Here is a 26,443-nt window from a genome sequence, read left to right on the forward strand (position 1 = left end):
CCGCGCAGCACGAGGCAAAGCCGTTTCCTGCGGGCGCTCCTCAGTACAGACCCGTCAAATAATAGAACGCGATGACCACGAACACCGCCACACTTTTGATGCAGGTAATGGCGAAGATGTCGCCGTAGGCCTGTCGGTGGGTGAGGCCGGTGACCGCCAGTAGGGTGATGATCGCGCCGTTGTGGGGCAGGGTGTCCATGCCGCCGCTGGCCATCGAGGCGACGCGATGCAGGACTTCCATCGGGATGCCGCTGACGTTGGCCGCGGCGATGAACTGCTCCGCCATCGCCGCCAGCGCGATGCTCATGCCGCCCGTGGCCGAGCCGGTGATGCCGGCCAGCGTGGTGACCGTGATCGCCTCGTTGAGCAGCGGGTTGGGGATGGCCTTCAGCGCATCGGCGACGATCAGAAAGCCTGGAAGGATGGCGATGACCGCGCCGAAACCATATTCCGAAGCCGTGTTCACCGATGCCAGCAGCGTACCCGACACCGCCGCCTTGGTGCCTTCGGCGAACTTCGCGCTCACCGTCTTGAACGCGAACACCAGCACGGTGAGGATGCCCACCAGCAGCGCCGCTTCCACGGCCCAGATCGCAGCGACCTTGGAGACCTCGGTGACGATCGGTTTTCCGCCCCCGGCCACCGTTATTTCATGGGTGCCGCCGTACAGCTGCGGAATCCACACGCCGAAAACGCGGTTCAACACCCCCACTGCGAGCAGCGGCAGGATCGCGATCAATGGGTTGGGCAGAATCTCGCCGCCGAACGGCTCGGGTTCGTTGAGGTGACCCTCGCCGTAGCCTTCGTTTCTCGCTGCCGCCTGTTTGCGCCGCCAAGTCAGATAGGTCAATCCGACCAGCAGGATGAAGACCGAGCCGACGACGCCGAGCCAGGGGGCGGCCCAGGCATTGGTGTTGAAGAAGGCCGAGGGGATGATGTTCTGGATCTGCGGCGAGCCCGGCAATGCATCCATCGTGAAGCTGAACGCGCCGAGCGCGATCGTTCCCGGTAGGAGGCGTTTCGGGATGCCGCTCTGCCTGAACATTTCGGCGGCGAACGGGTAGACCGCGAACACCACGACGAACACCGACACGCCGCCGTAAGTGAGGATCGCGGAGACGAGCACGATCGAGAACATCGCGCGGTCGCGCCCGACAAGCTTGATCACTGCGGAAACGATGGACTTCGAGAAGCCGGACAGCTCGATCACCTTGCCGAACACTGCGCCGAGCAGAAAGACCGGGAAGTAGAGCTTGATGAAGCCGGCCATCTTGTCCATGAAGACGCTGGTGAACATTGCCGGCACGAGCGACGAATCGGTGAACAACACTGCGCCGAGGGCGGCGACAGGGGCGAAGATGATCACGCTGAAGCCGCGGTACGCGACGAACATCAGGAACAGCAGCGCCGCCAGGACGACTGTGAATTCGTACATTTGGAAAGCCTTATCGAGTGCGTTGGGGGAAGACCGGGTTAGTAGCTACCGCCGGTCTCACCGCTGGACTCGATACGCTCGCGCTCCAGGTCCTTGATGAGGTGCTCGTCTTCGGCGACCACCTCCTCCAGCACGTCGCGCATGGAAAGCGTTCCGATCACGCTGCCTTGCTCGATCACCGGGAGATGGCGCACCTGCTTGTTGTGCATGATCGACATGCAACGCTCGCTGGAATCGTCGGCGGAGACGCAAAGGAGGTCGCGGGTCATGATCTCGTGCGCCCGCGTGTCCCTGGCGTTCCGGCCCAGCAATTCGACTTTCAGCACGTAGTCGCGCGCGGTAACGATGCCGAGCAGTTTTTGCTCGTCCATGACCAGAACGGCGCTGACGTTGTTGTCCGCCATCGTCTGCAACACCGCGATCACGAGCGCGTCCGGAGCGACCGACACTACGCCGTTCCCGGTCTCCTCCACCAATTGCTTGGCCGTCTTTACGGTCTTTTCCATTGCCTGTCTCCTTCGTTGTGTGGGGTCGCGAAATGCGCTTGTTTTTGCGTTGATGATTGAACGCGACCTAACCCTGCCTTGCCGCGGGGGTCAAAGCAGCTCGTCGCGCAGCAGCTCGCGCAACTTGAACTTCTGGATCTTGCCGGTCGCCGTCGACGGCATCGCGTCGCGCACGATCAAGCGCTCGGGGATGTACTGGAGCGTGACTTTTTGCACTTTCAGGAAGGCGACCATCGACGCGAAGTCGAACGTCTGGCCGGGCTTGGGCACGACGACGGCGCAGCAGCGCTCGCCGAGCCGCTCGTCCGCGTAGGCGACGATCGCCACCTGGTCGATGGCCGGATGGCGATACAGCAAGGATTCGATCTCGAACACCGGAATGTTCTCGCCGCCGCGGATGATCACATCCTTGTTGCGACCGCTGATGCGGATGTAACCGCGCTCGTCCATCTTCGCGACATCCCCGGAGTCGAGCCAGCCTTCGGCATCGACGTTGTTCCACTGCGGCCGTTTGAGGTAGCCGCCGAACGCCGAGCACGTGCGCACGACAAGGCGACCGACGGAGCCGCGCGGAAGCTCGACACCGTCTTCATCGACGATGCGGACTTCGGCACCCGGAATCACCTTGCCGTCGGTCGAGTACGCGCGCTCGTCGTCGTCGTCGAGATCGATCATCGTGATCACGCCGATCTCGGTCATGCCCCACGCCGACACGATCTTGGTGCCGAGGACCTTGCGCGCCTGCTCGACCAGCGGAGGAGGAATCGGCGCTCCGGAGCACAGGAAGCTTCTCAGCGTCGGCACCGGCAGCGCGAGCTCCTGCACGGTCTTCGTCAAGTCGGTCAGGAACGGCGTCGAGGCCATCGTGAACGTTGCGCCTTCGGCCCGAATCAGCTCGACCGCCTTCGCCGGCTCCCATTTGTCGAGGATCACCGAGCGCGCGCGCAACAGGATCGGCAGCATCATTCCGTACGCGGCGCCGGTCTGGTGCGCCATCGGCGAGGCCATCAGCACCACATCGTCGTGGCCCAGGCGCAGCTTCCGCGCGTACTCGACGAGGTTCGCCATCACGGTGTTGGCCGAGTGCATCGCGCCTTTCGGCTCGCCGGTCGTGCCGGAGGTGTACATCAGCAGCGTGATGTCGTCGGGACCCGGGCGGCTGCGCGTGAGGATGTCGGCAGCGTCGGGTTCGTTCTCCCAAGCCGGCGCGGCGAGCAGCGCGTCGAAGGAGTCCGGGCCGTCGCTGTCGATGACGACGATGCGCTTGAGTGCCGGCAGGCTCGGCTGCAGTGCGCGCGCCATCGCCTCGTGGTCGAAGCCGCGGAAAGTCTTCGGCACGACGAGCACTTTCGCTTCGCCGTGGCCGAGCATGAACGACAGCTCGCGCTCGCGGAAAATCGGCATCAGCGGATTGACCACCGCGCCGATGCGCGTGCAGGCGAGATACAGCACCGTGAACTGCCACCAGTTCGGCAGCTGCATCGCGACGACATCGTTGCGGCCGACACCGAGGCGCGCGAGACCGACGGCGACGCGATCGGCCAGCGCAGCCAGTTCTCGGTACGTAAATCGCCGCGTTGCGCCGTCTTCGGCGCGCATCGCGGTCAGCGCAACTTTTTCCGGAAAGTCGGCGACGCACGCGTCGAGTTCATCGTTGATCGTGCGATCGGGCCACGTGCTGGCGGCAATGCAGGCCGCACGGCGAGCGGGGAGCAAGACTGCGTCAAAGTCCATTGGTGTCTCCTATGGGTATGGAAGTGGGTGGACGATTCGGTTCGACGTCGCGTTTTTGGTCGGCGCATGGGCGAGCATTCATGGTTTTCATAATCTGGGGCCTGCGCTCATCTATCATCTGCTTCAAATTTCCCACGCCAAAGCAACGAGTTGCACACGACTTGTGCGCCAATGCACAATGGCCCGCATGGACGCCCTCCCTGACTGGAACGATTTGCGCATCTTCCTCGCGGTCGCACGGCTCGGGACGATCTCCCTCGCCGGCGAGCGCTTGGGCATCGAGCACTCGACGGTTTCGCGCCGCATCGACCGCCTCGAGGCCGGCCTGCGTGTTGTCCTGTTCGATCGCCGGCGCACCGGGTATTCACTGACCGAGGCCGGTCATGCGCTCATTCCTCATGCCGAAAGAATGGAAAGCGCGCTGCTCGAGGCTGTCGAGGAGAGTGCGGGTCTGGGGGTGCGGGTGACGGGATCGGTGCGCGTGGGCACGCCCGAGGGCCTGGGCATTCACCTGATCGCACCGGGCTTGGCGGAACTGCATCGCGAGCACCCGGAACTGCATGTCCAGCTGATGCCCCAGCCGCAGTATCCGAGCCTGGTTACGCGCGAGGTCGAGATCCTGATCACGCTCGACCCGCCCGAGGTGGGACGCTACAAGGTCGCGCGGCTGACCGACGTCGACTATTCCATCTACTGCTCGCCCGGCTACCGCGACTCCCACCCACGCATCCGCGAGTTGAGCGATATCGCCGAGCACAGCTTCGTGGACTACATCCACGACGGCTCGCTCAGCGGCCACTTCCGCGTGCTCGAAGAGCTGACGCCGCATCCCCGGAGGATCTTCACCTCGACCAGCGTGCTTGCCCAGCGCGAGGCCGCAGCGGCCGGCATGGGGCTCGTGGCCTTGTCGCCTTTCGTCGCCGAACTGTCCGACGACCTGGTGTGCGTGTTCCCCGGACAGTCGCTGGTGACCCGGACGCTATGGATCGCCGCGCCCGAAGACCTGCTGCGGATCAAGCGCATCCGCGTCGTGTGGGACTTCATTCGGGAGCTGATCGAGCAGCGTCCGCAGTGCTTCCGTCGCAACGGCTGATCACGCTGGGTGCCAGTATTGCGGGGATGCAAACGAAAACGGGCGCCGCAGCGCCCGTCGACTGCACGGGTCAGGAAAGGATCAGAAGGTGTGATTCACGCCGACCATGAGGTTCGTGCTGTTCTCACCCGTCTGACCGACCGCGCTGGCGACGAACGTCGCATTTTGCGCGGAGTCGTTGTTCACCCGCGTGGCGAAGGCGTAAGCCGTGGTCCGCTTGGAAAGTGCGTGGCTGTGGCCGATGGTCAGATTCGTCGCGTCCATGTCGGAATTCTCGTGATCGAGGCGGCCGATCGCGAAATGGAGCTTGCCGGCCGAACTGACCGGCCCAATCGCACCGACCTGGTAGACCGTGTTGGTGTCCGAATCCTGCTCGACCTGCTGGTAGCTGGCGAGCAACGTGACGACGCCGAAATTGTAGGAACCGCCCGCGTACCATTCCTTCTTGTCGTCGACGCCGACTGCGGCCGGCATGTCGCGGCCGAGGTGGTAGATCACGTTCGCGCCGACCGGTCCGTTCGCATATTCGGCGCCGATGCTGAAGCGATCGCCCTGGCGGCGGTTCGTCGCCTGATTTTCCTCGCCGAATGCGTAGATCGTGTTGATGGTGAGACCGCCCATGTTCGGCGAAATGTAGTTCAGCGCGTTGTTCGCGCGTGCCGGGCTCGCGGGCACGATCGTCGCGCCGGCCTTGATGCCGAGCATCGCTTGCGGCCCCCACGGCGTTCCGATCGCAGCGTCGTATTTGAAGACATAGTAGCCGGGCGCGTACTGACGGCCGAGGCCGGCGAAGCCGAAGCGGCCCTTGAGCCCGACGAATTGCTGGCGCGCGCGCAGTCCGGTGGTGCCGATGCCTTCGTTGGCATCGTTCAGAAGCCCGTATTCGAGCGCAAACACGGCCGCCACGCCGTTGCCCAGCTCTTCGGTGCCGCGAAAGCCGACGCGGGAGCCGGTCAGGCCTCCCGAATCGATGCCGGTCTTCCTGTTGTCACCCATTTTTCCGTAGCTGAAATAGGCGTCGACGACACCGTAGAGCGTCGTCGTCGACTGAGCCAGGACGGGCGCCGGCGCCATAGTCGCCAAAACAACGCCGGCTGCGACCGTTGATTGTTTTTTGTTCATTGATTCCCTTTCGATAAGAGCCTGGAACGAGCGTTGCTAGCAGTGCGCGAACTGCGGCCTGCGCTTCTCGACGAACGCGTTCATGCCTTCCTTCTGGTCGGCGAGCGCGAAAGTCGCGTGCAGCGTGCGCCGCTCGAACAGCAGCCCTTCGCTGAGCGGGCTCTCGTAAGCGCGGTTGACCGACTCTTTCATCATCATCAGCACCGGCAGCGAATACTCGGCGAGCTGCGCGGCGGCCGCGAGCGCCTCGTCGAGCACGCTGGCGGCCGGGAAGATGCGTGCGACGAGGCCGGCCCGCTCGGCTTCCTGTGCGTCCATCAGGCGGCCGGTCAGGCACATGTCCATCGCCTTGGTCTTGCCGATCGCGCGTGGCAGGCGCTGTGTGCCGCCGGCGCCGGGAATCGTGCCGATCTTGATCTCGGGCTGGCCGAAACGCGCGTTGTCGGCGGCGAAAACGATGTCGCACATCATCGCCAGTTCGCACCCGCCGCCGAGCGCGACCCCGTTCACCGCGGCGATGACCGGCTTGCGGAAAGTCCGCAGTCGCTCCCAGTTGCGCGTGATGAAGTCCGCTTTGTAGGCGTCCATGAAATCCATTGCGCGCATCGCCGCGATGTCGGCGCCGGCGGCGAAAGCTTTTTCGGAGCCGGTCAGCACGACGCAGGCAATGGTCCGGTCGGCCTCGAACGCATCGAGCGCGCGGCCGAGCTCAGTCATCACTTCGTCGTTGAGCGCATTGTGCACTTCGGGCCGGTTGATGCGGATCAGGCCGACCTTGTGTCGGGTTTCGACGAGGATCACGGGATTCATCAGGATTTCTCCACGGCGGCGTTGGCGGCGTCGCCGAAAGTTTTCGCAGTCTCGCGCAGCTTGAACTTCTGCAGCTTGCCGGCGGGCGTGCGCGGCAGGTCGGCGACGATCTCGAGCCGCTCGGGGTAGTACTGTTTCGCGACCTGCTGGCGGTCGAGATGCGCGGTGAGATCGGCGAACGTCAGCGTGCAGCCGGGTTTGAGCGACACGAACGCGCAGATGCGCTCGCCGAGCCGCCGGTCCGGGTAGCCGACGACCGCCACCGTCGTGATCGACGGATGCTGGTACAGCAGGTTCTCGATCTCGACGACCGGGATGTTCTCGCCACCGCGGATGACGATGTCCTTGCTGCGGCCGTTGATGCGGATGTAGCCTTCGGCGTCCTGAAACGCGAGGTCGCCGGTGTCGAACCAGCTTTCGGCGTCGACGCTGTTCAGGTGCGGGCGCTTCAGGTAGCCGGCGAACAGCGACGCGCCGCGGATCAGCAGGCGGCCGGTTTCGCCCTCCGCCAGTTCCGCACCGTTCGCATCGGCGATCTTCACTTCGATGCCGGGCACGGGCCGGCCGTCCGACACGCCGGACTTCTCGAGCGCACGCGCGGGCTCGGTAATCGTGACCGCGCCGCATTCGGTCATGCCCCACGCCGAGCACACGAGGAGGCCCATCAGTGCGTAGGCTCGCTCGACCACGACCGGCGGAATCGGCGCGCCGGCGCAGTTGAACTTCGTAAATTTCGGCGACACCGGCGCGCCGGCTTCGACTGCGGTGCATAGGTCGGAGATGAACGCGGCCGACGCCATGCTGAACGTGACGTCCTCGTCGCGGACGATCTCGAGCGCGCGCGCCGCGTTCCAGGTTTCCTGCAGCACGGTCGTCGAGTTCAGGATCAGCGGCAGCATCGCGAGGTAGCCGTAGCCGGTGAGGTGCGCCATCGGCGACGCGCCGAGGACGACGTCGGAGACGCCGAGCTCCATCCGCTCGATGTACGCGTGCAGGTTCGAGAACAGCGTGTTCGACGTATGCATCACGCCTTTGGGCTCGCCCGTCGTGCCCGACGTGTACATCAGCAGCGCGACGTCGTCGGGGTCGAGGCCGGGGCCGGCAAGAGGCGGCAAGTCGTCGCGCATCAGCAGGCGCTCGAAGCTGTCGTCGCCGTCGCCATCGAGGACGACGACCTGCTTCAGATGGGGCAGCTTCGGCTGCAGCTCGCGCGCCATCGCGGCGTGGTCGAACTTGCGAAACACCGCCGGCACGATGAAGACTTTCGACTCGGCGAAGTTCAGCATGTAGGTGAGTTCGTGCTGGCGGAAGATCGGCATCACCGGGTTCGCCGCCGCGCCGAGGCGCGCGCAGGCGAGCGACAGCGCGATGAATTCCCAGCGGTTCGGCAACTGGAAAGTGACGACGTCGCCGTAGCCGACCCCGAGCACGGCAAGGCCGCGCGCGATGCGGTCGACGCGGCGGTCGAGCTCGCGGTAGCTGAGCTGCACGGGCTCGGGCTCGCCGTCGCGATATCCGACCACGGCCGGTTTGTCGGGGCAGTTCTCGAGCGCGCGGCGGAAATGCATGTCGATCGTCTCGTCGCGCCACAGGCCGGCGGCCTTCATCGGGCCCATGCGGTCCGCAAGCAGTACCGGTTCGAAGTTCATTGGCAGTCTCCTCTCTCGACCGGCCCGCTCACCGCCGGACCAGCTTGCTGTTGGATTCGTTGAACGGCAGTGCGGCATTGGCGGCCGCGCCGGTTTCTGATTGTTTTGCGCGCAAGTCTCTCTCCTTGGGTTCGTCTTCCGGCGGTCTGTCCCGACGGCACACCAAGCTATCGCTTCGATTTTTATAAGTCAATACATTGTTATATTTCGGCGTCGTGTCCAATCGCTTGGTAATTTGCTATGGGACTTGAAAGCGCTATTTCTAAAGGAATTATGCGTTACATTGAGGAAGTGCAGAGATGCCGGATTACCATTCGTAACTTAAATATAAGTAAATCTATTGACACAAAAACCTTCGTTCTCCTAGAATCGATTCAACGCTAGAAAGGAGGAGAGGTGATGGATTTCAGTCTCAGTCAGGAACAGCAGGCGCTGGTCGATACCGCGAGCCGCTTTGCCCGCGAACGTTTGGCGCCAGGCTACAAGGCGCGCGAGAAAGCCGAGCGCATCGAGCGCGAAGTGATCCGCGAAATGGGCGAACTCGGTTTCCTCGGTCCGGAGTTGTCCGAGGAGCACGGCGGGCTCGGCGTCGACTGCCTCACCAGCGGGCTGCTGCTCGAGCAAATCTCGTACGGCGACTTCAACGTCTCGTATGTGAACCTGCTCACGTCGCTGTGCGGCCAGATCGTCGCCGGCCACGCCCGGCCGGACATCGCAAAGGAATGGCTGGGCCAAGTGATCGCCGGGCACAAGACGATCGCGATCGCGCTGACCGAGCCCTCCGCGGGGTCCGATGCCGCACGCCTGAAGCTCAAGGCGGTGCGAGACGGGAACGACTTCGTGCTCAACGGCGAGAAGACGTCGATCTCGATGGCGACGCAGTCCGATGTCGCGGTCGTCTTCGTGCGCACTGGCAGCGAAGCCGACCGTGCCCGCGGCATCAGCGCCTTCCTCGTGCCGATGGACCTGCCCGGCATCACGCGCACGGCGTTCGACGACATCGGCACGCGTCCGGTCGGCCGCGGTTCGATCTTCTTCGACGACGTCCGAGTGTCGGCCGACATGATGCTCGGCACCGAAGGGCAGGGCTTCATCCAGGTGATGCAGGGCTTCGATTACAGCCGCGCGCTGATCGGCCTGCAGTGCATGGGTGTCGTGCGCGCGTCGCTCGACGAGACCTGGCGCTACATCCAGGAGCGCGAGGCGTTCGGCAAGAAGATCGGCGACTTCCAGGGCGTGACGTTCCCGCTCGCCGAAGCCGAGACGATGTACGAAGCCTGCCGCGCGCTATGCCTGCGCACGCTGTGGCTCAAGGATCAGGGGCTGCCGCACACGTCGGAAGCCGCGATGTGCAAGTGGTGGGCGCCGAAGCTCGCGTGCGAAATCATCCACCAGTGCCTGCTCACGCACGGCCATGGCGGCTACGCAGCCGACTACGACTTCGGTCAGCGCTACCGGGACGTCATGGGACTGCAGATCGGTGACGGCACCGCGAACATCATGAAGATGATCATCGGGCGCGAGAAGCTCGAAGCGCACCGGATCTGAGGCGGCGCTAGAGCTTCGCCATGTTGCGCTGCAGCAGGCTCACGTAATGGATGAACTGCAGGCGGTCGTCGAACGAGAAGCCTTTGAGCGCCTGGTCGTAGAACGCGTGGATCGGCTCGGCGAGCTTGATCCACAGCTCTTCGCCCTTCGGGCTCAGCCTGACCTTGCGCGAGCGGCGGTCTTCCTCGCTGGTCACGCGCTCGATCAGGCCGTCCCGTTCGAGGCGGGTCAGCAGGCCGGACAGGTTCTGGCGGCTGACGAGCAGGAAGCGGGAGAGCTCGTTGATGCCCATGCCGTCCTTCGCCTTCGGGCGGGACAGCGCGCCGAGCACCGACCACTGTTGCGTCGTCACGCCGAACTCGTCGAGCGCCTGCGTGCCTTTAGTGTGCAGCGTGTTGGCCGCCTGGAAGAAGCGGAAAAACAGGCGGTTGCTGATCTCGATCGTGGCGAGGTTCTTGGCGGCGGAAGCATCGGTCATCGGATGGGCAGGCAGGGTTCGAACGGCGCCCATTGAAACGCAAACAGCGGCCCGGACGCAAACGGGTCGGAAATTGAGCGGTATCCAACAGGAGGAAGCACAGATGAGAGGAATCAAGGACAAAGTCGCGATCGTCACCGGCGGCGCAGGCGGCATCGGTTCGGCAATCTGCCGCCGCTTCGGCGAAGAAGGCGCGAAAGTCGCGGTATTCGACATCAACCGCGAAGCGGCCGAAACGGTCGCTGCGGATATCCGCGCGAAAGGCGGCAACGCCCAGGCGTTCGCGGTCGATCTGACGAGCCAGGATTCGGTGATCACCGCGGTGACGGCCGCCGAGCAGGCGCTCGGCCCGACCAATGTGCTGGTCAATAACGCCGGCTGGGACAAGATCGGCAACTTCCTCAGCACCGACAAGCCGCTGTGGGACAAGATCGTCGCGATCAACCTGTACGGCGCGCTGTACATGCACCACGCCGTCGCCAAGGGCATGGTCGAGCGCGGTTCGGGCCGCATCGTCAACATCGCGTCGGACGCCGGCCGCGGCGGCTCGTCGGGCGAGGCAGTGTATTCGTTCTGCAAGGGCGGTCTGATCGCGTTCTCGAAGACGATGGCGCGCGAACTCGCCCGCCAGCAGATCAGCGTCAACGTCGTGTGCCCCGGCCCGACCGACACGCCGCTGCTCGACGACATCTGCGGCGAAGGCGAGAAGGGCGACAAGCTGCGCACCGCCTTCACGCGCGCGGTGCCGTTCGGGCGGCTCGGCCAGCCCGATGACCTGCCCGGCGCGATTCTGTTCCTGTCGAGCGACGACGCGTCCTTCATCACTGGCCAGGTGCTGAGCGTGTCCGGCGGCCTGACGATGGCTGGTTGAGCGCGGACTCGTGACCCCCAATCTAACATTCAGAGGAAATCAAAATGGAATACCAGGACATTCTGTACACCAAGGAAGACGGCATCGCGACGATCATGATCAACCGTCCGGCGCAATACAACGCGTTCCGCGCGCAGACCTGCGAGGAAATTATCCACGCGCTGAAGGATGCGGATTTCGATCGCCAGATCGGCGTCGTCGTGCTGACCGGCGCGGGCGACAAGGCGTTCTGCACCGGAGGTGACCAGGGCACGCAGGACGGCGGCTACGGCGGCCGCGGTGTCATCGGCCTGCCGGTCGAGGAGATGCAGAGCGCGATCCGCGACATCGCCAAGCCGGTGATCGCGCGCGTGAATGGTTTTGCCATCGGCGGCGGCAACGTGCTCGTGACGGTCTGCGACTTGGCAATCGCCTCGGAAAAGGCGCAGCTCGGCCAGGCCGGTCCGCGTGTCGGCTCGGTCGATCCCGGCTTCGGCACGGCGCTGCTCGCGCGTGTCGTCGGTGAAAAGAAGGCACGCGAGATCTGGTATCTGTGCCGCCGCTACACTGCGCAGGAAGCGCTCGCGATGGGCCTCGTCAATGCGGTCGTGCCGCACGACCAGCTCGACGCCGAAGTGAAGAAGTGGTGCGACGAGATCGTCGAGAAGAGCCCGACTGCGATCGCGCTGGCGAAAAAGTCGTTCAACGTCGACACCGAGATGATTCGCGGCATGGGCGGCTTGGCGATGCACGCGCTGAAGCTGTACTACGAGACGGCCGAATCGGCCGAGGGCGGAAACGCGTTCCGCGAGAAGAGGAAGCCCGAGTTCCGCAAGCACGCCAAGTAAGCCCTGGCGCAGGTGCCGCCGTCCCGGCCGGTCATCGATCGGCCGGCGGCGTTTCGCACGCATCACCCTGAAAACCACAACGCACCATCACGACCGGAGAGGGAACAGGACATGATCCGCGATCAGGAGACTCTGAACATTCTTCTCGACACGATCTCGCGCTTCGTGCGCGAGCGCCTCGTGCCGCAGGAAGCCCACGTCGCCGAAACCGACCAGATTCCGCAGGAGCTCGTCGACGAGATGAAGGAACTCGGCCTCTTCGGCCTGTCGATCCCCGAGGAATACGGCGGGATGGGGCTGACGATGGAAGAGGAAGTCCTCGCGACTTTCGAGATCGGCAAGACCTCGCCGTGCTTCCGGTCGCTGTTCGCGACCAACAACGGCATCGGCGCGCAGGGCATCGTCATCGACGGCACTGAAGAGCAAAAAAGCCATTACCTGCCGAAGCTCGCGTCCGGCGAGATCATCGGCTCGTTCGCGCTGACCGAACCCGACAGCGGCTCGGATGCTGCGAGCCTGCGCACGAGCGCGCGCCGCGACGGCGACTTCTACGTGCTCAACGGCACGAAGCGCTACATCACGAATGCCCCGGAAGCCGGCATCTTCACGGTGATGGCGCGCACGACGCCGGACTCGCGCGGCGCTCACGGCATCTCGGCGTTCATCGTCGAGCAGGGCACGCCGGGCCTGTCGCTCGGGCCGATCGACAAGAAGATGGGCCAGAAAGGCGCGCACATCTGCGACGTGATCTTCGACGACTGCCGCGTGCCGGCCGCGAACCTGATCGGCGGGCGCGAGGAAGTCGGCTTCAAGACCGCGATGAAAGTGCTCGACAAGGGCCGCATCACCATCGCTGCCGTGTGCGTCGGCGTCGCCGAACGCATGCTCGACGATGCGCTGCGCTACGCGCTCGAACGCAAGCAGTTCGGCAAACCGATCGCCGAGTTCCAGCTGATCCAGGCGATGCTCGCCGACAGCAAGGCGGAGATCTATGCCGCGCGCAGCATGGTGGTCGATGCCGCGCGGCGCCGCGACGACGGGCTCGATGTCGGCACCGAAGCCGCGTGCGCGAAGCTCTTCGCGTCGGAAATGTGCGGTCGCGTTGCCGACCGCGCAGTGCAGATCTTCGGCGGTGCCGGGTATCTGGCCGAGTACGGCATCGAGCGCTTCTACCGCGACGTGCGCCTGTTCCGCATCTTCGAAGGCACGACGCAGATCCAGCAGCTCGTCATCGCCCGCAACATGATCCGCGAGCATGCGGGCTGACGAAACCCCGCCGGACATCGGGGCCGCCGATAAGGCGTCCGCAATGTCGCCGGCGCTGTTCGCACCGCACCCGCCGTTCCGGCCTTTCGACGCCGCCCCCGGCGGGCTGCCGGGCCTGTTCGCGGCGCCGAGCTTTCGGCCGTTCGCAGGCCACCCGGCAGGGAACGACGCTTGCTCTGAGCTTTGGCGCTCAGACCGCGCCTGAACCCGGTCTTGCCTCCGGCGAAAGTTTCTCCCTCTCCTCCTTCCTGATTCGCCGGAGTTTTCACCGGCCCGACGCAGCAGCGTCGGGCCGGTTTTTTCTCAGCTGCGCTGTTTCTGCTCGCTCAGCGGGATGATTTCCGGCATCACGATGCGCTTGCGGTCGGCCTCGACGGCGGCGAGCGCGTCGGTCTCGACCATCGTTGCGAGGCAGCGGCGGGTGAGATTCTGGTAGATGCCGGTGCCCTGGACTTTCCACGCCATCTCCTGTTCGGTCAGCGGGCGGACGACTTTCGCCGGCGTGCCGGCGACAAGAGTGCCCGGTGGCACCTGCATGCCGGCCTTGACGAAGCTGCACGCGGCGACGAACGCGTTCTCCCCGACGACCGCATTGTCCATGACGACGGCGTTCATGCCGACGAGCGCGTTGCGGCCGATCGTGCAGCAGTGCAGCACGGCGCCGTGGCCGATATGGCCGTTCTCGTTGACCACCGTGTCGTGGTCCGGAAAGCTGTGGATGACGCAGGTGTCCTGGACGTTGACACCGGCCTTCAGGATCAGCCGGCCGAAGTCGCCGCGCAGGCTCGCGCACGGGCCGACGTAGCAGCCGGGGCCGACGATGACGTCGCCGATCAGCACGGCGGAGGGGTGGACGTAGGCGCTCGGGTCGATGACCGGAACGACGCCGTCGATGGCATAGACGCGGGGCGGTTTCATGCTGTCTCCTTGCTGCCCGCGCACTGCGGGCGAAATAGGGTCGGATGGCGCGGGGTCGGGATGGGGCGGCATCACGACACGCGCTGCGAGCGGCGCCGGTTCGCGAACGCGGTTGCCGCGGCGGGCGTGATGGCGCTCACATGTTCGGATAGTTCGGCCCTTCGCCGCCCTGCGGCACGACCCACGTGATGTTCTGCGTCGGATCCTTGACGTCGCAGGTCTTGCAGTGCAGGCAGTTCTGCGCGTTGATCTGCAGGCGCGCGCCGCTGGCGGATGAGGCGTCCGCGTCGCGGACGACCTCATAGACGCCGGCCGGGCAGTAGCGTTGCTCCGGCGCGTCGAACTGCGCGAGGTTCACGTCGATCGGCACCGCGGCATCGCCGAGCGTCAGGTGGCAGGGCTGGTCTTCCTCGTGGTTCGTGTTCGAGATGAACACCGACGACAGCCGGTCGAACGTCAGCACGCCGTCCGGCTTCGGATAGAGGATCGGGGCGCAGTCGGCTGCGGGTCGCAGCTTGCCGTGGTCGGCGCTGTTTTTCAGCGTCCAGGGTGCGCGCCCGCGTAGCACGATCTGGTCGATGCCGAACATCAGCGAGCCCGTCTTCAGCCCCTTGCTCATCCACGGCTTGAAGTTGCGCGCCTTGTGCAGCTCCTCGTACAGCCAGCTGGCGCGGAACGCCTCGGGGTAGGCGGTGAGCTCGTCGTGCGCGCGGCTCGTCGCGAGCGCGGCGAAACAGGCTTCCGCAGCGAGCGAACCGGACTTGATCGCGCAGTGCGAACCTTTGATGCGGCTCGCGTTGAGGAAGCCTGCGTCGTCGCCGATCAGCGCGCCGCCCGGGAACACCAGCTTGGGCATCGACTGCAGGCCGCCGGCCGCGATCGCGCGCGCGCCGTACCCGACGCGCCGCGCCCCGGCGAAGAAATCCTTCAGCAGCGGGTGGGTCTTGAGCCGCTGCATCTCGTCGAACGGCGACAGGTGCGGGTTGCGGTAGCCGAGGCCGACGACGAAGCCGACCGACACCAGGTTGTCTTCCATGTGGTACAGGAAGCCGCCGCCATAGGTGTCCGGCTCGAGCGGCCAGCCGCCGGTGTGGATCATGAGACCCTCGCGGTGGCGTTCGGGCTTGAGTTCCCACAGCTCCTTGATGCCGATGCCGTAGGTCTGCGGATCGCAGTCGCGGCGCAGGTCGAACTTCGCCTCGAGCTGCTTGCCGAGGTGGCCGCGGCAGCCTTCGGCGAACAGCGTGTATTTCGCCTGCAGCTCCATGCCGGGCTGGAAGTTCGGGCCTTCCGAGCCGTCCTTCAGCCGTCCCATGTCGCCTGTCGCGACGCCCGTCACGCGGCCTTCGGCGTCGTACAGGATCTCGGCCCCGGCGAAGCCGGCATAGACGTCGACGCCCAGCGCTTCGGCTTGGGTCGCGAGCCAGCGGCACACGTTGCCGAGGCTGACGACGTAATTGCCGTGGTTGTGGAAACAGTCGGGCAGCAGCGCGTTCGGTAGCTGCCGCCCGCCGGCTTCACCGAGCAGCAGGAAGCGGTCTTCGGTGACCGCCGCTTTCAGCGGCGCGCCGAGCGCCTGCCAGTCGGGAAAAAGCTCGGCGAGCGCGCGCGGGTCCATCACCGCGCCGGACAGGATGTGCGCGCCGACTTCCGAGCCTTTCTCGATGACGCAGATCGACAGCTCGCTGCCGGCGTCCGCAGCGAGCTGCTTCAGGCGGATCGCCGCGGAAAGCCCGGCCGGGCCGCCGCCGACGATCACGACGTCGAATTCCATTGCTTCACGACTCATCTTTGCATCTCCACAGGCTGTATTTCGTCGCGTTCCGCCACGCTCTGCCGCGGAACGACTCGATCCGAGAATGTTTCAGGCGCGTGTTTCAGGCGCGGCCGAGATCGGCTTCCACCTTGTGCACGAGCTCGACGAGACGCGGGCCGACCTCGCCGATGAGCCGCTCGCGCGACAGCAGGAAAGCCGGGCCGCCGCAGTTGAACGCCATCGCGCGCTCGCCGTCGACGCCGGTCATCGGCACGCCGACCGCGTGGACGTCCTTCTGCCAGTCGCCGGCGGACACGACGAAGCCGCGCTCGTGGTAGTCGCGCAGCGCCTGCTCGATGCCGGCCTTGACGCGCGGCCAGTTTTCCTCGTCGCGCAGGCGGATGTGATCCATCAGGTAGTCGCGCTCGCCCTGCGGCAGGCCGCACAGCAGCGCGCGCCCGACCGCGGAAGTTGCGAGCGGGATGCGCGAGCCGACATCGAGGCGCAGCGTGACGTTTGCGCTGCTGCGGCAGCTCTCGATATAAACGACGCTCAGGCGGTCGCGCGCACCGATCGACACCGACACCTGCGCGTACTCGGACAGCTCTTCCATGTACGGCCGCGCGACCTTGCGCACGTCGAGGTTCGACAGCAGCGCGTAGCCGAGCGCGAGCACGCCGGCGGCCAGACGGTAGGTGCCGCGGCTCTCGGAAAAACCGAGGTAGCCGAGCTTGGTCAGCGTATGGGTGAGCCGTGAAATGGTCGGTTTCGGCAGGCCGGTGCGGCGCGCGAGTTCGGCGTTGCTCAGTTCGGTGTCGCCGGGACGAAAGCAGCGCAACAGCTCGAGGCCGCGTGCGAGCGCGTTGACGAACTGGCGGTCCCTGCTTTCCTCGTCGTCGGCAAATACCTGGATGTCGTCATCCATGAGAAGTCCCCGGGTTCCGCGTGGCGGTTTTCAGTTTCGTTTTCCGCTGCCATGGTGACATGGCGAATTCGCACGTGTCAATGCAAATGCGGCATCATGGTTCGCACAGCGAAACACAACGGCTCGCGTGCTACGGCCCTCCTGGGCGCAGTATTTACACCGGACGGCAAAGACCGTATCGTTGATTCAACGTGTTGTGCAAACGCATCGTTCGCAGAGCGAAACAAAAGGGGAAGACCATGGACGAAGTCCTCATCGAGCGCCCGGGGCCCGGCATCGTGCTGCTGCGCCTGAACCGGCCCGACGCCCGCAATGCGCTGAACCAGGAAGTCCGGCAGCAGCTCGCGACGCATTTCACCGCGTTCGGCCAGGACCCGGACGTGCGTTGCATCGTGCTGACGGGCGGGGACAAGTTCTTCGCCGCCGGAGCCGACATCCGCGCGATGGCCGATGCTGGCGCGATCGACATGATGCTGCGCCACACCCATCGCCTGTGGCAGGCGATCGCGAGCTGCCCGAAACCAGTAATCGCCGCAGTCAACGGCTACGCGTGGGGCGGCGGCTGCGAGCTCGCGATGCACGCCGACATCATCGTCGCGGGCGAATCCGCATCGTTCTGCCAGCCGGAAGTGAAAGTGGGCATCATGCCGGGCGCCGGCGGCACGCAGCGTCTCACCCGCGCAGTCGGCAAGTTCAAGGCGATGAAGATGGTCCTAACGGGCCAGCCGATCGGCGCGCGCGACGCGCTCGAAATGGGCCTGGCGAGCGAAGTCGTCGCCGATGCGGACGTGCAGGCGCACGCCATCGAACTGGCTGCGCAGATCGCCGCGCTGCCGCCGCTGGCGATCGCGCAGATCAAGGAAGTGCTGATCGCCGGCCAGGACGCCTCGCTCGAGACGGCGCTGATGCTCGAGCGCAAGGCATTCCAATTGCTGTTCGCGAGCCGAGACCAGAAGGAAGGCATGCAGGCCTTCCTCGAGAAACGGAAAGCCAACTTTGAAGGAAAGTGAATCATGCTCGATGCGACACGCCAGAACCTGACTCTCGGAGTCGTCGGCACCGGCCTGATGGGCCGCGGTATCGCGCAAATTGCGGTGCAGGGCGGCGTGCAGGTGCGGCTTTTCGACAGCCGCCCGCGCGCCGCGGCTGAAGCATGCGATGCGGTCGCGCAGATGCTCGCGAAGCTCGCCGAGAAAGGCAAGCTCAGCGCCGACGACGCGCAGGCCGCTGTCGCGCGCCTGCACATCGCCGATACGCTGCAGGATCTCGCCGACTGCGACATCGTCGTCGAGGCGATCGTCGAGGACCTCGACGCTAAGCGCCAGCTGTTCCGCGACCTCGAAACGATCGTTCCCGACGTGTGCCTGCTCGCGACGAACACGTCGTCGCTGTCGGTGACGTCGATCGCCGCCGGCTGCCGCGTGCCCGAACGCGTCGCCGGCTTCCATTTCTTCAGCCCGGTGCCGCTGATGAAGATCGTCGAAGTCATCGACGGTACCTTGACCTCGCCGTGGGCGGGCGAAGCGCTGACGGCGCTCGCGCGGCGCATGGGCCACACGCCGGTGCGCGCGAAGGACACGCCGGGGTTCATCGTCAATCACGCCGGGCGCGGCTATCTGACCGAAGCGCTGCGCGTCCTCGGCGAAGGCATTGCCGAAGTCCCGGCCGTCGATGCGATCCTGCGCGATGCCGCGGGCTTTCGCATGGGACCGTGCGAGCTCCTCGACCTGACCGGGCTCGATGTCTCGCACCCGGTCATGGAGTCGATCTACGCGCAGTATTACCAGGAGCCGCGTTTCCGTCCGTCGCCGCTGACGCGCACGCGCCTCGCCGCAGGGCTGCTCGGGCGCAAGAGCGGGCGCGGCTTCTATACATATACCAACGGCCAAGCCGAGCCGGTCGCGACGCCGGCGGTGCCGGCGCTGACGCAGACGCCAATCTGGGTCAGCCCGAGCGACCCGGTCCGGCACGCGCGCGTGCTGACGCTCCTCGCCGGGCGCGGCATCCCGATCGACTACGGCGAGCGTCCGGCCGACAGCTCGGTGTGCCTCGTGCTGCCGGTCGGCTTTGATACGACGACGACCGCGCTCGCCGAAGAACTCGACCCGTCGCGCACGCTCGCGCTCGATCCGCTGTTTCTCGACGGCCACCTGACGCTGATGACGAACCCGCTGACGACGTCCGCCGCGCGCGACGCCGCGTGGGCCGCGCTCGCGGGCGAAGATATCGTGGTTTCGGTGATCCACGACAGCCCGGGCTTCGTCGCGCAGCGCGTCGTCGCGATGATCGTCAATATCGGTTGCGACATCGCGCAGCAGCGCGTCGCAACTCCCGAGGACATCGACTCCGCAGTCCGGCTCGGCCTCGGCTACCCGAAAGGCCCGCTCGCGCTGGGGGATGCGCTCGGCGCCGCCACGGTGCTGACGATCCTCGAGCGGCTCCACGATTTCTACCGCGACCCGCGCTACCGCCCGAGTCCGTGGCTGATCCGGCGCGCACGCCTCGGCGTGTCGCTGCTGACTCCCGAAAACTGAACCTGCTTTTCCTACAAGGACTATTGATGCTCGACGCTTACATTTACGCCGGTCTGCGCTCCCCGATCGGCCGCCACGCCGGCAAGCTCGCTGCCGTTCGCCCCGACGACCTCGTCGCGACCGTGATCCGCGAAGTGCTGGTCCGCTCGCCGTTCCAGGGCGCCGATGTCGAGGACGTGATCCTCGGCTGCGCGGCCCAGGCCGGAGAGGATTCGCGCAACGTCGCCCGCCACGCCGCGCTGCTCGCCGGCCTGCCGACCACGGTCGCCGGCCAGACGATCAACCGCCTGTGCGGCAGCGGTCTTGCCGCAGTGCTCGACAGCGCGCGCGCGGTGACTTGCGGCGAAGGCGATCTGTACGTTGCCGGCGGCGTCGAAAGCATGAGCCGCGCGCCGTTCGTCGTCGCGAAGGCCGAATCCGCGTACAGCCGTGATTTCAAGGTGTTCGACACGACGATCGGCGCGCGCTTCCCGAATCCGCGCCTCGTCGAAGAGTACGGCAACGAGAGCATGCCGGAGACCGGCGACAACGTGGCCGCGGAGTTCGGCATCACGCGCGACGCCGCGGATCGCTTCGCCGCCGCGTCTCAGGCGAAATACGCGGCATCGAAAGAAGCCGGCTTCTATGCCGGCGAGATCCTTCCGATCTCGGTGCCGACCGGGCGCAAGACGCCGCCGCTGGTCGTCGCCGAGGACGAGCATCCGCGCCCTGAATCGACGTACGAGGCGCTCGCGAAACTGAAGCCGCTGTTCGCCGACGGCGTCGTCACTGCCGGCAACGCTTCGGGCATCAACGACGGCGCGGCTGCGCTGATCGTCGGTAGCCGTGCGGCCGGCGAGCGGGCCGGCGCTGCGCCGATGGCGCGCATCCTCGGCGGCGCGGTCGCCGGCGTCGAGCCTCGCATCATGGGCGTGGGACCGGCTTACGCGATCCCGAAAGCGCTCGCGCGCGCCGGGCTGACGCTCAAGGACATGGACGTCATCGAGATCAACGAGGCGTTCGCGCCGCAGGTGTTGGGCTGCCTGAAGCTGCTCGACGTCGCGTTCGACGATCCGCGTGTCAACCCGAACGGCGGCGCGATCGCGATCGGCCATCCGCTCGGCGCGTCCGGCGCACGCATCGCGCTGTCGGCCGCGCGCGAACTCGAGCGCCGCGGCGGGCGTTACGCGGTCGTCAGCCTGTGCATCGGCGTCGGCCACGGCATCGCGCTGGTCATCGAACGCGTTCCGGGGTGATCGCCGCAGGATGCCGGGAGGCCTGCGCCCCGGCATCCTGCTAAACTCGGGCGAATTCATCCATCGAGGATTTCGCCATGGTCGAGCCGCTCTTGATCGCCCGCACCGGGAACAAGGACATCAACCTGCTGCCGCGACTCGCCAACCGGCACGGCCTGATCGCCGGCGCGACCGGTACCGGCAAGACGGTGACGCTGCAGAAGATGGCCGAATCCTTCGCCAGCATCGGCGTACCGGTGTTCGTCGCCGACATCAAGGGCGACCTGTCCGGCATCGGGGCGGCCGGCGTCGCGAGCGACAAGCTGCTGCAACGGCTCGCCGCGATCGGCATCACCGACTACACGCCGCGCGCGAACACCGTCGTCTTCTGGGACGTGTTTGGCGAGTCCGGGCACCCGGTGCGCGCAACCGTCTCCGACATGGGACCGCTGCTACTCGCGCGGCTGCTGAACCTCAACGAGACGCAGGCCGGCGTGCTGCAGATCGTCTTCCGCATCGCTGACGACAACGGCCTGCTGCTGCTCGACTTGAAGGACCTGCGCGCGATGGTGCAGCACGTCGGCGAGAACGCGAAGTCCGTCACGACGCAGTACGGCAACGTCTCGGCCGCGTCGATCGGCGCGATCCAGCGCGGCCTCCTGGCGCTCGAGGAGCAGGGCGGCGACCAGTTCTTCGGCGAGCCGATGCTCGACCTCGCCGACTTGATGCAGACCGATGCCGACGGCCGCGGCGTCATCAACGTGCTCGCCGCCGACAAGCTGTACCACTCGCCGGCGCTGTATTCGACTTTCCTGCTGTGGATGCTCGCGGAGCTTTTCGAGCAGCTGCCCGAAGTCGGCGACCTCGACCGGCCGAAGCTGGTGTTCTTCTTCGACGAAGCGCACCTGCTGTTCGACGACGCGCCGAAGGCTCTCGTCGACAAGGTCGAGCAGGTCGTGAGGCTGATTCGCTCGAAAGGCGTCGGCGTGTATTTCGTCACGCAGAACCCGCTCGACGTGCCCGAGTCCGTGCTCGGCCAGCTCGGCAACCGCGTGCAGCACGCGTTGCGCGCTTTCACGCCGCGCGACCAGAAAGCGGTCCGCACCGCGGCCGAGACGATGCGCGCGAACCCGGCGTTCGACGCCGCAACGGCGATCACCGAGCTGGGTGTCGGCGAAGCGCTGGTGTCCTTCCTCGACGAAAAAGGCCGTCCCGAAATCGTCGAACGCGCCTCCGTCATCGCGCCCGCGTCGCGGCTCGGTCCGCTGACGCCCGACGAGCGCAGCCAGGCGATCCGCGGCTCGGTGCTGTACGGTCATTACGAGAAGCTGCTCGACCGCGAGTCCGCGTACGAATTACTGCGGGCGCAGGCGGCTGCGGCGACCGCGGCGGATGCAGCCCAGGCTTCCGGACCTGGCCCGGCCGAAGGTACGGGGTCGGGCGGCCTGATGGGCGGCATGGGCGACATCCTGTTCGGTTCGACCGGCCCACGCGGCGGCAAGCGCGACGGGCTCGTCGATATCGCGGCGAAAACCGTCGCGCGCACGATCGGCAGTTCGGTCGGTCGGCAGATCGTGCGCGGCGTGCTCGGCTCGCTGTTCGGCGGGAGCAGCCGCAAGCGCTGATTTTGCGCGTGCGCGGGTCGACTGTCGCAGACGGATGACGCGTCGGCGGGCACTGATGAGGGGTGGCGCAGGTCCAATCGCCACCAATTGTCAGCTGGAGGTCCGCGATGACGCCACAATCCGTTGAATCGTTGATTGCCGAGATCGAGGCCGAAGACCGCATCGACTTCGGCGACCTCGCCATCGGCGAGCATGAAGCCCGCCGCCTGATGGCCCAACACTTCTGCGCCATCGACCGCAAACTCGCCGAACATGGCATGACTGCCGAAGCACGGCTGGAAGTGATGGCCGCAATAGCCGCGCACACGATGGTGGAAAACCTCGTGCTGCATCTCGGGCGCCTGCGGGGCGCCGCGGCGAAGGAGGATTTCCGCAACTGGATGCGACGCCACGGCATGAGCTAACCGCCGTGCGAGCGACAGTGTCGACGCTTTTCGATAGGCTCGGGTCGAACGGCTGCATTTGATCACCGGCTTCGAAGTTGAAACCTGCGAAGGCCGTCCACGAAAAGCTGCGATCGCTGTGCCAGCAGATCATCGCCGCTCAGCAGACCGAGGTCGCCGATATGCAAACTTGGCTGCAGGCGTGGTACGAGCTGGTTCTGCAAGGGGTATGGGGCAGGCCCCGTCATCCGCCGGACACGATGATGCGGCCTACCATCCCTGCTTGGTAATGGCCGGGAATCAGGCACGCGAAGTCAAACTCGCCCGGCCGATTGAAAGTCCAGATGATGTCGCCGCTTCCGCCGGGCGCCACGTGTGTCATCCATGGCTCGTCATGCTCCATTTCCGGGAACCGCACCATCAGATCGGCATGTTCGTCAAGCGCCGACTTGGTTCCGATCACCATCTCGTGCATCACCTTCCCGGCATTGCGGTGCACGAACCGGATCGTCTCGCCCAGCCGCACTTGAATGCGGTCCGGGTCGAAACGCATCTGATCGGTCATCGTCACCCGGAGCGTGCGAGTCACTGCGTCCGCGTCCCCGGCGATGCCCCAGTCCTGCTGTTCCTTGTTGACCGGTGCCGCGTTCCTTGCGTGCGTCGCCTCTCCGTGAGCGATTGCCGCGCCGCCCGAAAGCAGGGAGACGGTTACGAGGGCAGCGGCCAGGAAACTGTTGCGAATCTTCATTACTTGCTCCGTTCGGTTGCCGTCCGACGAGCCTTCAACGGAAGGCCTCCTTCAACCCAGCTTGAGACGCTCGCAAATCGCCGTCGTCAGCCCGGCCTGGTTCATGCTGTAGAAATGCAGGCCGGGCGCGCCGGCAGCGAGCAGGCGCTCGCACAGGTTCGTCACGACGTCGAGGCCGAACGCCCGGATCGAGTCGGTGTCGTCGCCGTACCCCTCGAACTTGCGCCGCATCCAGCGCGGCAGCTCGGCGCCGCACGCGTCCGAGAAGCGCGCGAGCTTCGAGAAGCTCGCGATCGGCATGATGCCGGGCACGATCGGGATCTCCACGCCCATCGCGCGCACCTGGTCGACGAAATGCACGTAAGCGTCGAGATTGTAGAAATACTGCGTGATCGCCGAATCCGCGCCGGCCTCGGCCTTGCGCCTGAATGCCGCGAGGTCGTCCTTCGGGTTTTTCGCCTGCGGATGCCATTCAGGATACGCGGCGACTTCGATGCGGAAGCGATCGCCGGTTTCCGCACGGATGAACTCGACGAGCTCGTTGGCGTAGCGGAACTCGCCGGGATCGCCGACGCCGGACGGCAGATCGCCGCGCAGTGCGACGATGCGCCGGATCCCGGCCGACGCGTAGTCGTCGAGGATTTCGCGGATGCCGGCGCGCGTCGAGCCAATGCACGACAGGTGCGGAGCGGCTTCGAAGCCGTCGGCGGCGATCTCCCTGACGGTCGAGAACGTGCGCTCGCGCGTCGAGCCACCTGCGCCGTACGTCACCGAGAAGAACGTCGGCTTCAGCGCCGCGAGCGTGGCGCGCGTCGCCCGCAGCTTTTCTTCCCCGTCCGGCGTCTGCGGCGGGAAGAACTCGATCGAAAGTTCGGGTTTGTGCATGATGCCCCCCGGTCAGTAGCGGTAGTGGGCGGACTTGTACGGCCCTTCGACCGGCACGCCGATGTAGGCCGCCTGGTCCGGGCGCAGTTCGGTGAGCTGCGCGTTGAGCTTCTTCAGCTGCAGCCGCGCGACTTTCTCGTCGAGGTGCTTCGGCAGCGTATAGACGCCCACCGGATAATCCGCGGTGCGCGTGAAGAGCTCGATCTGCGCGATCGTCTGGTTCGCGAACGACGACGACATCACGTAGCTCGGATGGCCGGTCGCGCAGCCGAGATTCACGAGGCGGCCTTTCGCGAGCAGGATGATGCGTTTTCCGTCCGGGAAGATCACGTGATCGACCTGCGGCTTGATCTCTTCCCACTCGTAGCTTTCGATGCTCGCGACGTCGATCTCGTTGTCGAAGTGCCCGATGTTGCAGACGATCGCCTGGTCCTTCATCTTCGCCATGTGGTCGTGCGTGATCACATGGTAGTTGCCGGTGCAGGTGACGAAGATGTCGGCATGTTCGGCGGCGTAGTCCATCGTCACGACGCGGTAGCCTTCCATCGCCGCCTGCAGCGCGCAGATCGGGTCGATCTCGGTGACCCACACCTGAGCGGACAGCGCGCGCAGCGCCTGCGCCGAGCCCTTGCCGACGTCGCCGTAGCCGCACACGACTGCGACCTTGCCGGCGATCATCACGTCGGTCGCGCGCTTGATGCCGTCGACGAGCGACTCGCGGCAGCCGTACAGGTTGTCGAACTTCGACTTCGTCACCGAATCATTGACGTTGATCGCAGGGAACTTCAGTTCGCCGCGCTCGAACATCTGGTACAGGCGATGCACGCCGGTCGTCGTCTCCTCGGTGACGCCCCGGATCGCGGCGAGACGCTCCGAATACCACGTCGGATCGATCGCGAGCTTCGCGCGGATCGCCGCGAACAGGATGCGTTCCTCCTCCGAACCGGGCTTCGCGAGCACCGAAATGTCCTGCTCGGCGCGTGCGCCCAGGTGCAGCAGCAGCGTCGCGTCGCCGCCGTCGTCGAGGATCATGTTGCTGAAGGCCGGCTCGCCGTTCGCACCCGGCCATTCGAAGATGCGGTGCGTGTAGTCCCAGTAGTCGGCGAGCGACTCGCCCTTGACCGCGAACACCGGCACGCCGGACGCGGCAATCGCGGCCGCAGCGTGGTCCTGCGTCGAGAAGATGTTGCACGATGCCCAGCGCACGTCGGCGCCGAGCGCGGTCAGCGTCTCGATCAGCACCGCGGTCTGGATCGTCATGTGCAGCGACCCGGTGATGCGCGCGCCCTTGAGCGGCTGCACGGCGGCGAACTCGTCGCGGATCGCCATCAGGCCGGGCATCTCGGTCTCGGCGATGCGGATTTCCTTGCGACCCCAGCCGGCGAGCGCGAGGTCGGCGACGACGTAATCGGTGAAGTTTTCAGCCACAGAGTTCATGTGAATTCCTTGAACGTGTGGCCGGGAAGGGGTGCTGCGGTGGGCTCACCTTCGTCACCCCGTGCCCGGCACGGGTTAAGGTGAGCGCAGTTGCGGAAAATGAGCCGAGCCTGGGACGAAAGTCTCGCAGCGCTCCTCGGCAGGCACGGATTATAACTGTCCGCGGCGGCGCGTGGAGCGCCGCTTCGATTTGCAATGCCCGCCTTTTGGACCACCCCGGAACGGCGGCAATCGGCGATGTCGGAGGCATTCATCCGGAGCTGAGCAGATGTAAGAATGTGCGTTCCGTTTGCAAAACCCGGTGATCCAGTCCACAGTGCACCGCAGCGATCTTCAAGTAGCACCGTTGTTGTCAGGTTCAGTATCTGCTTTTCTGCGGTATCTCTCCCTCATCACCCTGCCGTCTTGAGCTTCGCCCTCACCTTAGGGCACGTCCCTTCATTTTTCAGGATATTCAAGACATGGCAACAGGTACCGTGAAGTGGTTCAACGACTCCAAAGGCTTCGGTTTCATCACCCCGGAAAGCGGTGGCGACGATCTTTTCGCGCACTTCTCCGCGATCCAGGGACAGGGTTTCAAGACCCTGGCTGAAGGCCAGCGCGTCAGCTTCGACGTCACCTCCGGCCCGAAAGGCCAGCAGGCGTCGAACATCCGTCCGGCTGACTGAGCGTTCCCGGA

General features: G+C 65.6%; 25 protein-coding genes and 1 riboswitch. Of the genes, 12 read left to right on the plus strand and 13 right to left on the minus strand.

The features are described 5' to 3' along the window. Positions 1–40: 40 nt before the first annotated feature. From GO608_RS11575 to aliA (GO608_RS11585), 3 genes are all read right to left on the minus strand, one after another. A complete protein-coding gene (locus GO608_RS11575; RefSeq protein WP_169199642.1) occupies positions 41–1,435 on the minus strand; it encodes a GntP family permease in 1,395 nt (464 codons plus the stop codon). A gap of 38 nt (positions 1,436–1,473) precedes the next feature. After that, on the minus strand, positions 1,474–1,941 hold the full coding sequence (locus GO608_RS11580; RefSeq protein ID WP_169199643.1) for a CBS domain-containing protein: 468 nt from the start codon (positions 1,939–1,941) through the stop codon (positions 1,474–1,476). 90 nt (positions 1,942–2,031) lie between these two features. Further along, the gene (gene aliA, locus GO608_RS11585) at positions 2,032–3,675 is read right to left on the minus strand and encodes a cyclohexanecarboxylate-CoA ligase (RefSeq protein ID WP_169199644.1); all 1,644 of its coding nucleotides are present in this window, start codon (positions 3,673–3,675) and stop codon (positions 2,032–2,034) included. A 187-nt stretch (positions 3,676–3,862) separates the two neighbouring features. On the opposite strand from aliA (GO608_RS11585), the gene GO608_RS11590 reads away from it, so the two are divergent. Then, positions 3,863–4,768: a LysR family transcriptional regulator gene (locus GO608_RS11590; protein ID WP_169199645.1), complete on the plus strand. Its 906-nt coding sequence runs from the start codon at positions 3,863–3,865 to the stop codon at positions 4,766–4,768. A gap of 81 nt (positions 4,769–4,849) precedes the next feature. Here GO608_RS11590 and GO608_RS11595 read toward each other — a convergent pair whose 3' ends face one another. The 3 genes from GO608_RS11595 to aliA (GO608_RS11605) are packed head-to-tail and all read right to left on the minus strand — an operon-like array spanning position 4,850 to position 8,349. After that, complete coding sequence (locus GO608_RS11595) at positions 4,850–5,890, minus strand: porin (protein WP_169199646.1); 1,041 nt, start codon at positions 5,888–5,890, stop codon at positions 4,850–4,852. Between the two features lie 36 nt (positions 5,891–5,926). Continuing rightward, entirely contained in the window at positions 5,927–6,700 is a 774-nt protein-coding gene (locus tag GO608_RS11600; RefSeq protein ID WP_211159503.1) for an enoyl-CoA hydratase, read from the minus strand. Further along, positions 6,700–8,349, minus strand: a complete 1,650-nt coding sequence (aliA, locus tag GO608_RS11605; protein WP_169199647.1) for a cyclohexanecarboxylate-CoA ligase — start codon at positions 8,347–8,349, stop codon at positions 6,700–6,702. Before aliA (GO608_RS11605) ends, GO608_RS11600 begins: the two co-directional genes overlap by 1 nt. A 399-nt stretch (positions 8,350–8,748) precedes the next feature. Between aliA (GO608_RS11605) and aliB the strand changes: the two genes are divergently transcribed. Then, positions 8,749–9,897: a cyclohexanecarboxyl-CoA dehydrogenase gene (gene aliB, locus GO608_RS11610; RefSeq protein WP_169199649.1), complete on the plus strand. Its 1,149-nt coding sequence runs from the start codon at positions 8,749–8,751 to the stop codon at positions 9,895–9,897. A 7-nt stretch (positions 9,898–9,904) separates the two neighbouring features. On the opposite strand, the gene GO608_RS11615 is transcribed toward aliB, so the two are convergent. Further along, positions 9,905–10,375 (minus strand): MarR family winged helix-turn-helix transcriptional regulator, encoded by a 471-nt coding sequence (locus GO608_RS11615; protein WP_169199650.1) that lies wholly within the window; start codon positions 10,373–10,375, stop codon positions 9,905–9,907. 103 nt (positions 10,376–10,478) lie between these two features. Between GO608_RS11615 and badH the strand changes: the two genes are divergently transcribed. From badH to GO608_RS11630, 3 genes are all read left to right on the plus strand, one after another. Next, on the plus strand, positions 10,479–11,246 hold the full coding sequence (gene badH / locus GO608_RS11620; RefSeq protein ID WP_169199651.1) for a 2-hydroxycyclohexanecarboxyl-CoA dehydrogenase: 768 nt from the start codon (positions 10,479–10,481) through the stop codon (positions 11,244–11,246). 44 nt (positions 11,247–11,290) lie between these two features. Beyond that, positions 11,291–12,073 (plus strand): 2-ketocyclohexanecarboxyl-CoA hydrolase, encoded by a 783-nt coding sequence (gene badI, locus GO608_RS11625; RefSeq protein WP_169199652.1) that lies wholly within the window; start codon positions 11,291–11,293, stop codon positions 12,071–12,073. A gap of 111 nt (positions 12,074–12,184) precedes the next feature. Further along, on the plus strand, positions 12,185–13,339 hold the full coding sequence (locus GO608_RS11630) for an acyl-CoA dehydrogenase family protein (protein WP_169199653.1): 1,155 nt from the start codon (positions 12,185–12,187) through the stop codon (positions 13,337–13,339). A 303-nt stretch (positions 13,340–13,642) separates the two neighbouring features. Here the strand turns inward: GO608_RS11630 and GO608_RS11635 are convergent, their stop codons facing one another. From GO608_RS11635 to GO608_RS11645, 3 genes are all read right to left on the minus strand, one after another. After that, a complete protein-coding gene (locus GO608_RS11635) occupies positions 13,643–14,257 on the minus strand; it encodes a transferase hexapeptide repeat family protein (RefSeq protein WP_169199654.1) in 615 nt (204 codons plus the stop codon). 136 nt (positions 14,258–14,393) lie between these two features. Beyond that, positions 14,394–16,046 (minus strand): electron transfer flavoprotein-ubiquinone oxidoreductase, encoded by a 1,653-nt coding sequence (locus tag GO608_RS11640; RefSeq protein ID WP_169199655.1) that lies wholly within the window; start codon positions 16,044–16,046, stop codon positions 14,394–14,396. Between the two features lie 88 nt (positions 16,047–16,134). Beyond that, complete coding sequence (locus GO608_RS11645) at positions 16,135–16,938, minus strand: IclR family transcriptional regulator (protein WP_169199656.1); 804 nt, start codon at positions 16,936–16,938, stop codon at positions 16,135–16,137. 239 nt (positions 16,939–17,177) lie between these two features. Here GO608_RS11645 and GO608_RS11650 point away from each other — a divergent pair, with 239 nt between their 5' ends. From GO608_RS11650 to GO608_RS19690, 6 genes are all read left to right on the plus strand, one after another. Next, a complete protein-coding gene (locus GO608_RS11650) occupies positions 17,178–17,948 on the plus strand; it encodes an enoyl-CoA hydratase (RefSeq protein ID WP_169199657.1) in 771 nt (256 codons plus the stop codon). 3 nt (positions 17,949–17,951) lie between these two features. Further along, positions 17,952–19,472, plus strand: coding sequence for a 3-hydroxyacyl-CoA dehydrogenase (locus tag GO608_RS11655; RefSeq protein ID WP_169199658.1), 1,521 nt, complete (start codon positions 17,952–17,954; stop codon positions 19,470–19,472). Positions 19,473–19,498: 26 nt separating this feature from the next. Then, positions 19,499–20,707 carry a 3-oxoadipyl-CoA thiolase gene (locus tag GO608_RS11660; protein WP_169199659.1) on the plus strand — a complete coding sequence of 403 codons (1,209 nt, stop codon included), beginning with the start codon at positions 19,499–19,501 and terminating at the stop codon, positions 20,705–20,707. Positions 20,708–20,784: 77 nt separating this feature from the next. Further along, positions 20,785–22,311, plus strand: a complete 1,527-nt coding sequence (locus GO608_RS11665) for a helicase HerA-like domain-containing protein (protein ID WP_169199660.1) — start codon at positions 20,785–20,787, stop codon at positions 22,309–22,311. A gap of 107 nt (positions 22,312–22,418) precedes the next feature. After that, complete coding sequence (locus GO608_RS11670) at positions 22,419–22,715, plus strand: hypothetical protein (protein ID WP_169199661.1); 297 nt, start codon at positions 22,419–22,421, stop codon at positions 22,713–22,715. 77 nt (positions 22,716–22,792) lie between these two features. Further along, positions 22,793–22,984 carry a DUF305 domain-containing protein gene (locus GO608_RS19690; RefSeq protein ID WP_169199662.1) on the plus strand — a complete coding sequence of 64 codons (192 nt, stop codon included), beginning with the start codon at positions 22,793–22,795 and terminating at the stop codon, positions 22,982–22,984. Here GO608_RS19690 and GO608_RS11675 read toward each other — a convergent pair. The 3 genes from GO608_RS11675 to ahcY are packed head-to-tail and all read right to left on the minus strand — an operon-like array spanning position 22,939 to position 25,764. Further along, positions 22,939–23,442, minus strand: a complete 504-nt coding sequence (locus GO608_RS11675; RefSeq protein ID WP_169199663.1) for a cupredoxin domain-containing protein — start codon at positions 23,440–23,442, stop codon at positions 22,939–22,941. The two genes, GO608_RS19690 and GO608_RS11675, sit on opposite strands and share 46 nt — an antisense overlap. 51 nt (positions 23,443–23,493) lie before the next feature. Further along, entirely contained in the window at positions 23,494–24,327 is an 834-nt protein-coding gene (gene metF, locus GO608_RS11680) for a methylenetetrahydrofolate reductase [NAD(P)H] (protein WP_169199664.1), read from the minus strand. A 12-nt stretch (positions 24,328–24,339) separates the two neighbouring features. After that, positions 24,340–25,764 (minus strand): adenosylhomocysteinase, encoded by a 1,425-nt coding sequence (gene ahcY, locus GO608_RS11685; RefSeq protein WP_169199665.1) that lies wholly within the window; start codon positions 25,762–25,764, stop codon positions 24,340–24,342. A 75-nt stretch (positions 25,765–25,839) separates the two neighbouring features. After that, a riboswitch (S-adenosyl-L-homocysteine riboswitch) is annotated at positions 25,840–25,908 on the minus strand. 317 nt (positions 25,909–26,225) lie between these two features. Between ahcY and GO608_RS11690 the strand changes: the two genes are divergently transcribed. Further along, entirely contained in the window at positions 26,226–26,432 is a 207-nt protein-coding gene (locus GO608_RS11690; RefSeq protein ID WP_041645847.1) for a cold-shock protein, read from the plus strand. Positions 26,433–26,443: the final 11 nt, after the last annotated feature.

This window comes from Aromatoleum buckelii (assembly GCF_012910785.2).
GTDB classification, from domain to species: Bacteria; Pseudomonadota; Gammaproteobacteria; order Burkholderiales; family Rhodocyclaceae; genus Aromatoleum; species Aromatoleum buckelii.

What these genes read in the sequence shown, in the direction of transcription:
- GO608_RS11575 (WP_169199642.1), bottom strand. Translation starts at nt 1,435, where the DNA reads ATGTACGAATTCACAGTCGTCCTGGCGGCGCTGCTGTTCCTGATGTTC.
- GO608_RS11580 (WP_169199643.1), bottom strand. Translation starts at nt 1,941, where the DNA reads ATGGAAAAGACCGTAAAGACGGCCAAGCAATTGGTGGAGGAGACCGGG.
- aliA (WP_169199644.1), bottom strand. Translation starts at nt 3,675, where the DNA reads ATGGACTTTGACGCAGTCTTGCTCCCCGCTCGCCGTGCGGCCTGCATT.
- GO608_RS11590 (WP_169199645.1), top strand. Translation starts at nt 3,863, where the DNA reads ATGGACGCCCTCCCTGACTGGAACGATTTGCGCATCTTCCTCGCGGTC.
- GO608_RS11595 (WP_169199646.1), bottom strand. Translation starts at nt 5,890, where the DNA reads ATGAACAAAAAACAATCAACGGTCGCAGCCGGCGTTGTTTTGGCGACT.
- GO608_RS11600 (WP_211159503.1), bottom strand. Translation starts at nt 6,700, where the DNA reads ATGAATCCCGTGATCCTCGTCGAAACCCGACACAAGGTCGGCCTGATC.
- aliA (WP_169199647.1), bottom strand. Translation starts at nt 8,349, where the DNA reads ATGAACTTCGAACCGGTACTGCTTGCGGACCGCATGGGCCCGATGAAG.
- aliB (WP_169199649.1), top strand. Translation starts at nt 8,749, where the DNA reads ATGGATTTCAGTCTCAGTCAGGAACAGCAGGCGCTGGTCGATACCGCG.
- GO608_RS11615 (WP_169199650.1), bottom strand. Translation starts at nt 10,375, where the DNA reads ATGACCGATGCTTCCGCCGCCAAGAACCTCGCCACGATCGAGATCAGC.
- badH (WP_169199651.1), top strand. Translation starts at nt 10,479, where the DNA reads ATGAGAGGAATCAAGGACAAAGTCGCGATCGTCACCGGCGGCGCAGGC.
- badI (WP_169199652.1), top strand. Translation starts at nt 11,291, where the DNA reads ATGGAATACCAGGACATTCTGTACACCAAGGAAGACGGCATCGCGACG.
- GO608_RS11630 (WP_169199653.1), top strand. Translation starts at nt 12,185, where the DNA reads ATGATCCGCGATCAGGAGACTCTGAACATTCTTCTCGACACGATCTCG.
- GO608_RS11635 (WP_169199654.1), bottom strand. Translation starts at nt 14,257, where the DNA reads ATGAAACCGCCCCGCGTCTATGCCATCGACGGCGTCGTTCCGGTCATC.
- GO608_RS11640 (WP_169199655.1), bottom strand. Translation starts at nt 16,046, where the DNA reads ATGAGTCGTGAAGCAATGGAATTCGACGTCGTGATCGTCGGCGGCGGC.
- GO608_RS11645 (WP_169199656.1), bottom strand. Translation starts at nt 16,938, where the DNA reads ATGGATGACGACATCCAGGTATTTGCCGACGACGAGGAAAGCAGGGAC.
- GO608_RS11650 (WP_169199657.1), top strand. Translation starts at nt 17,178, where the DNA reads ATGGACGAAGTCCTCATCGAGCGCCCGGGGCCCGGCATCGTGCTGCTG.
- GO608_RS11655 (WP_169199658.1), top strand. Translation starts at nt 17,952, where the DNA reads ATGCTCGATGCGACACGCCAGAACCTGACTCTCGGAGTCGTCGGCACC.
- GO608_RS11660 (WP_169199659.1), top strand. Translation starts at nt 19,499, where the DNA reads ATGCTCGACGCTTACATTTACGCCGGTCTGCGCTCCCCGATCGGCCGC.
- GO608_RS11665 (WP_169199660.1), top strand. Translation starts at nt 20,785, where the DNA reads ATGGTCGAGCCGCTCTTGATCGCCCGCACCGGGAACAAGGACATCAAC.
- GO608_RS11670 (WP_169199661.1), top strand. Translation starts at nt 22,419, where the DNA reads ATGACGCCACAATCCGTTGAATCGTTGATTGCCGAGATCGAGGCCGAA.
- GO608_RS11675 (WP_169199663.1), bottom strand. Translation starts at nt 23,442, where the DNA reads ATGAAGATTCGCAACAGTTTCCTGGCCGCTGCCCTCGTAACCGTCTCC.
- metF (WP_169199664.1), bottom strand. Translation starts at nt 24,327, where the DNA reads ATGCACAAACCCGAACTTTCGATCGAGTTCTTCCCGCCGCAGACGCCG.
- ahcY (WP_169199665.1), bottom strand. Translation starts at nt 25,764, where the DNA reads ATGAACTCTGTGGCTGAAAACTTCACCGATTACGTCGTCGCCGACCTC.
- GO608_RS11690 (WP_041645847.1), top strand. Translation starts at nt 26,226, where the DNA reads ATGGCAACAGGTACCGTGAAGTGGTTCAACGACTCCAAAGGCTTCGGT.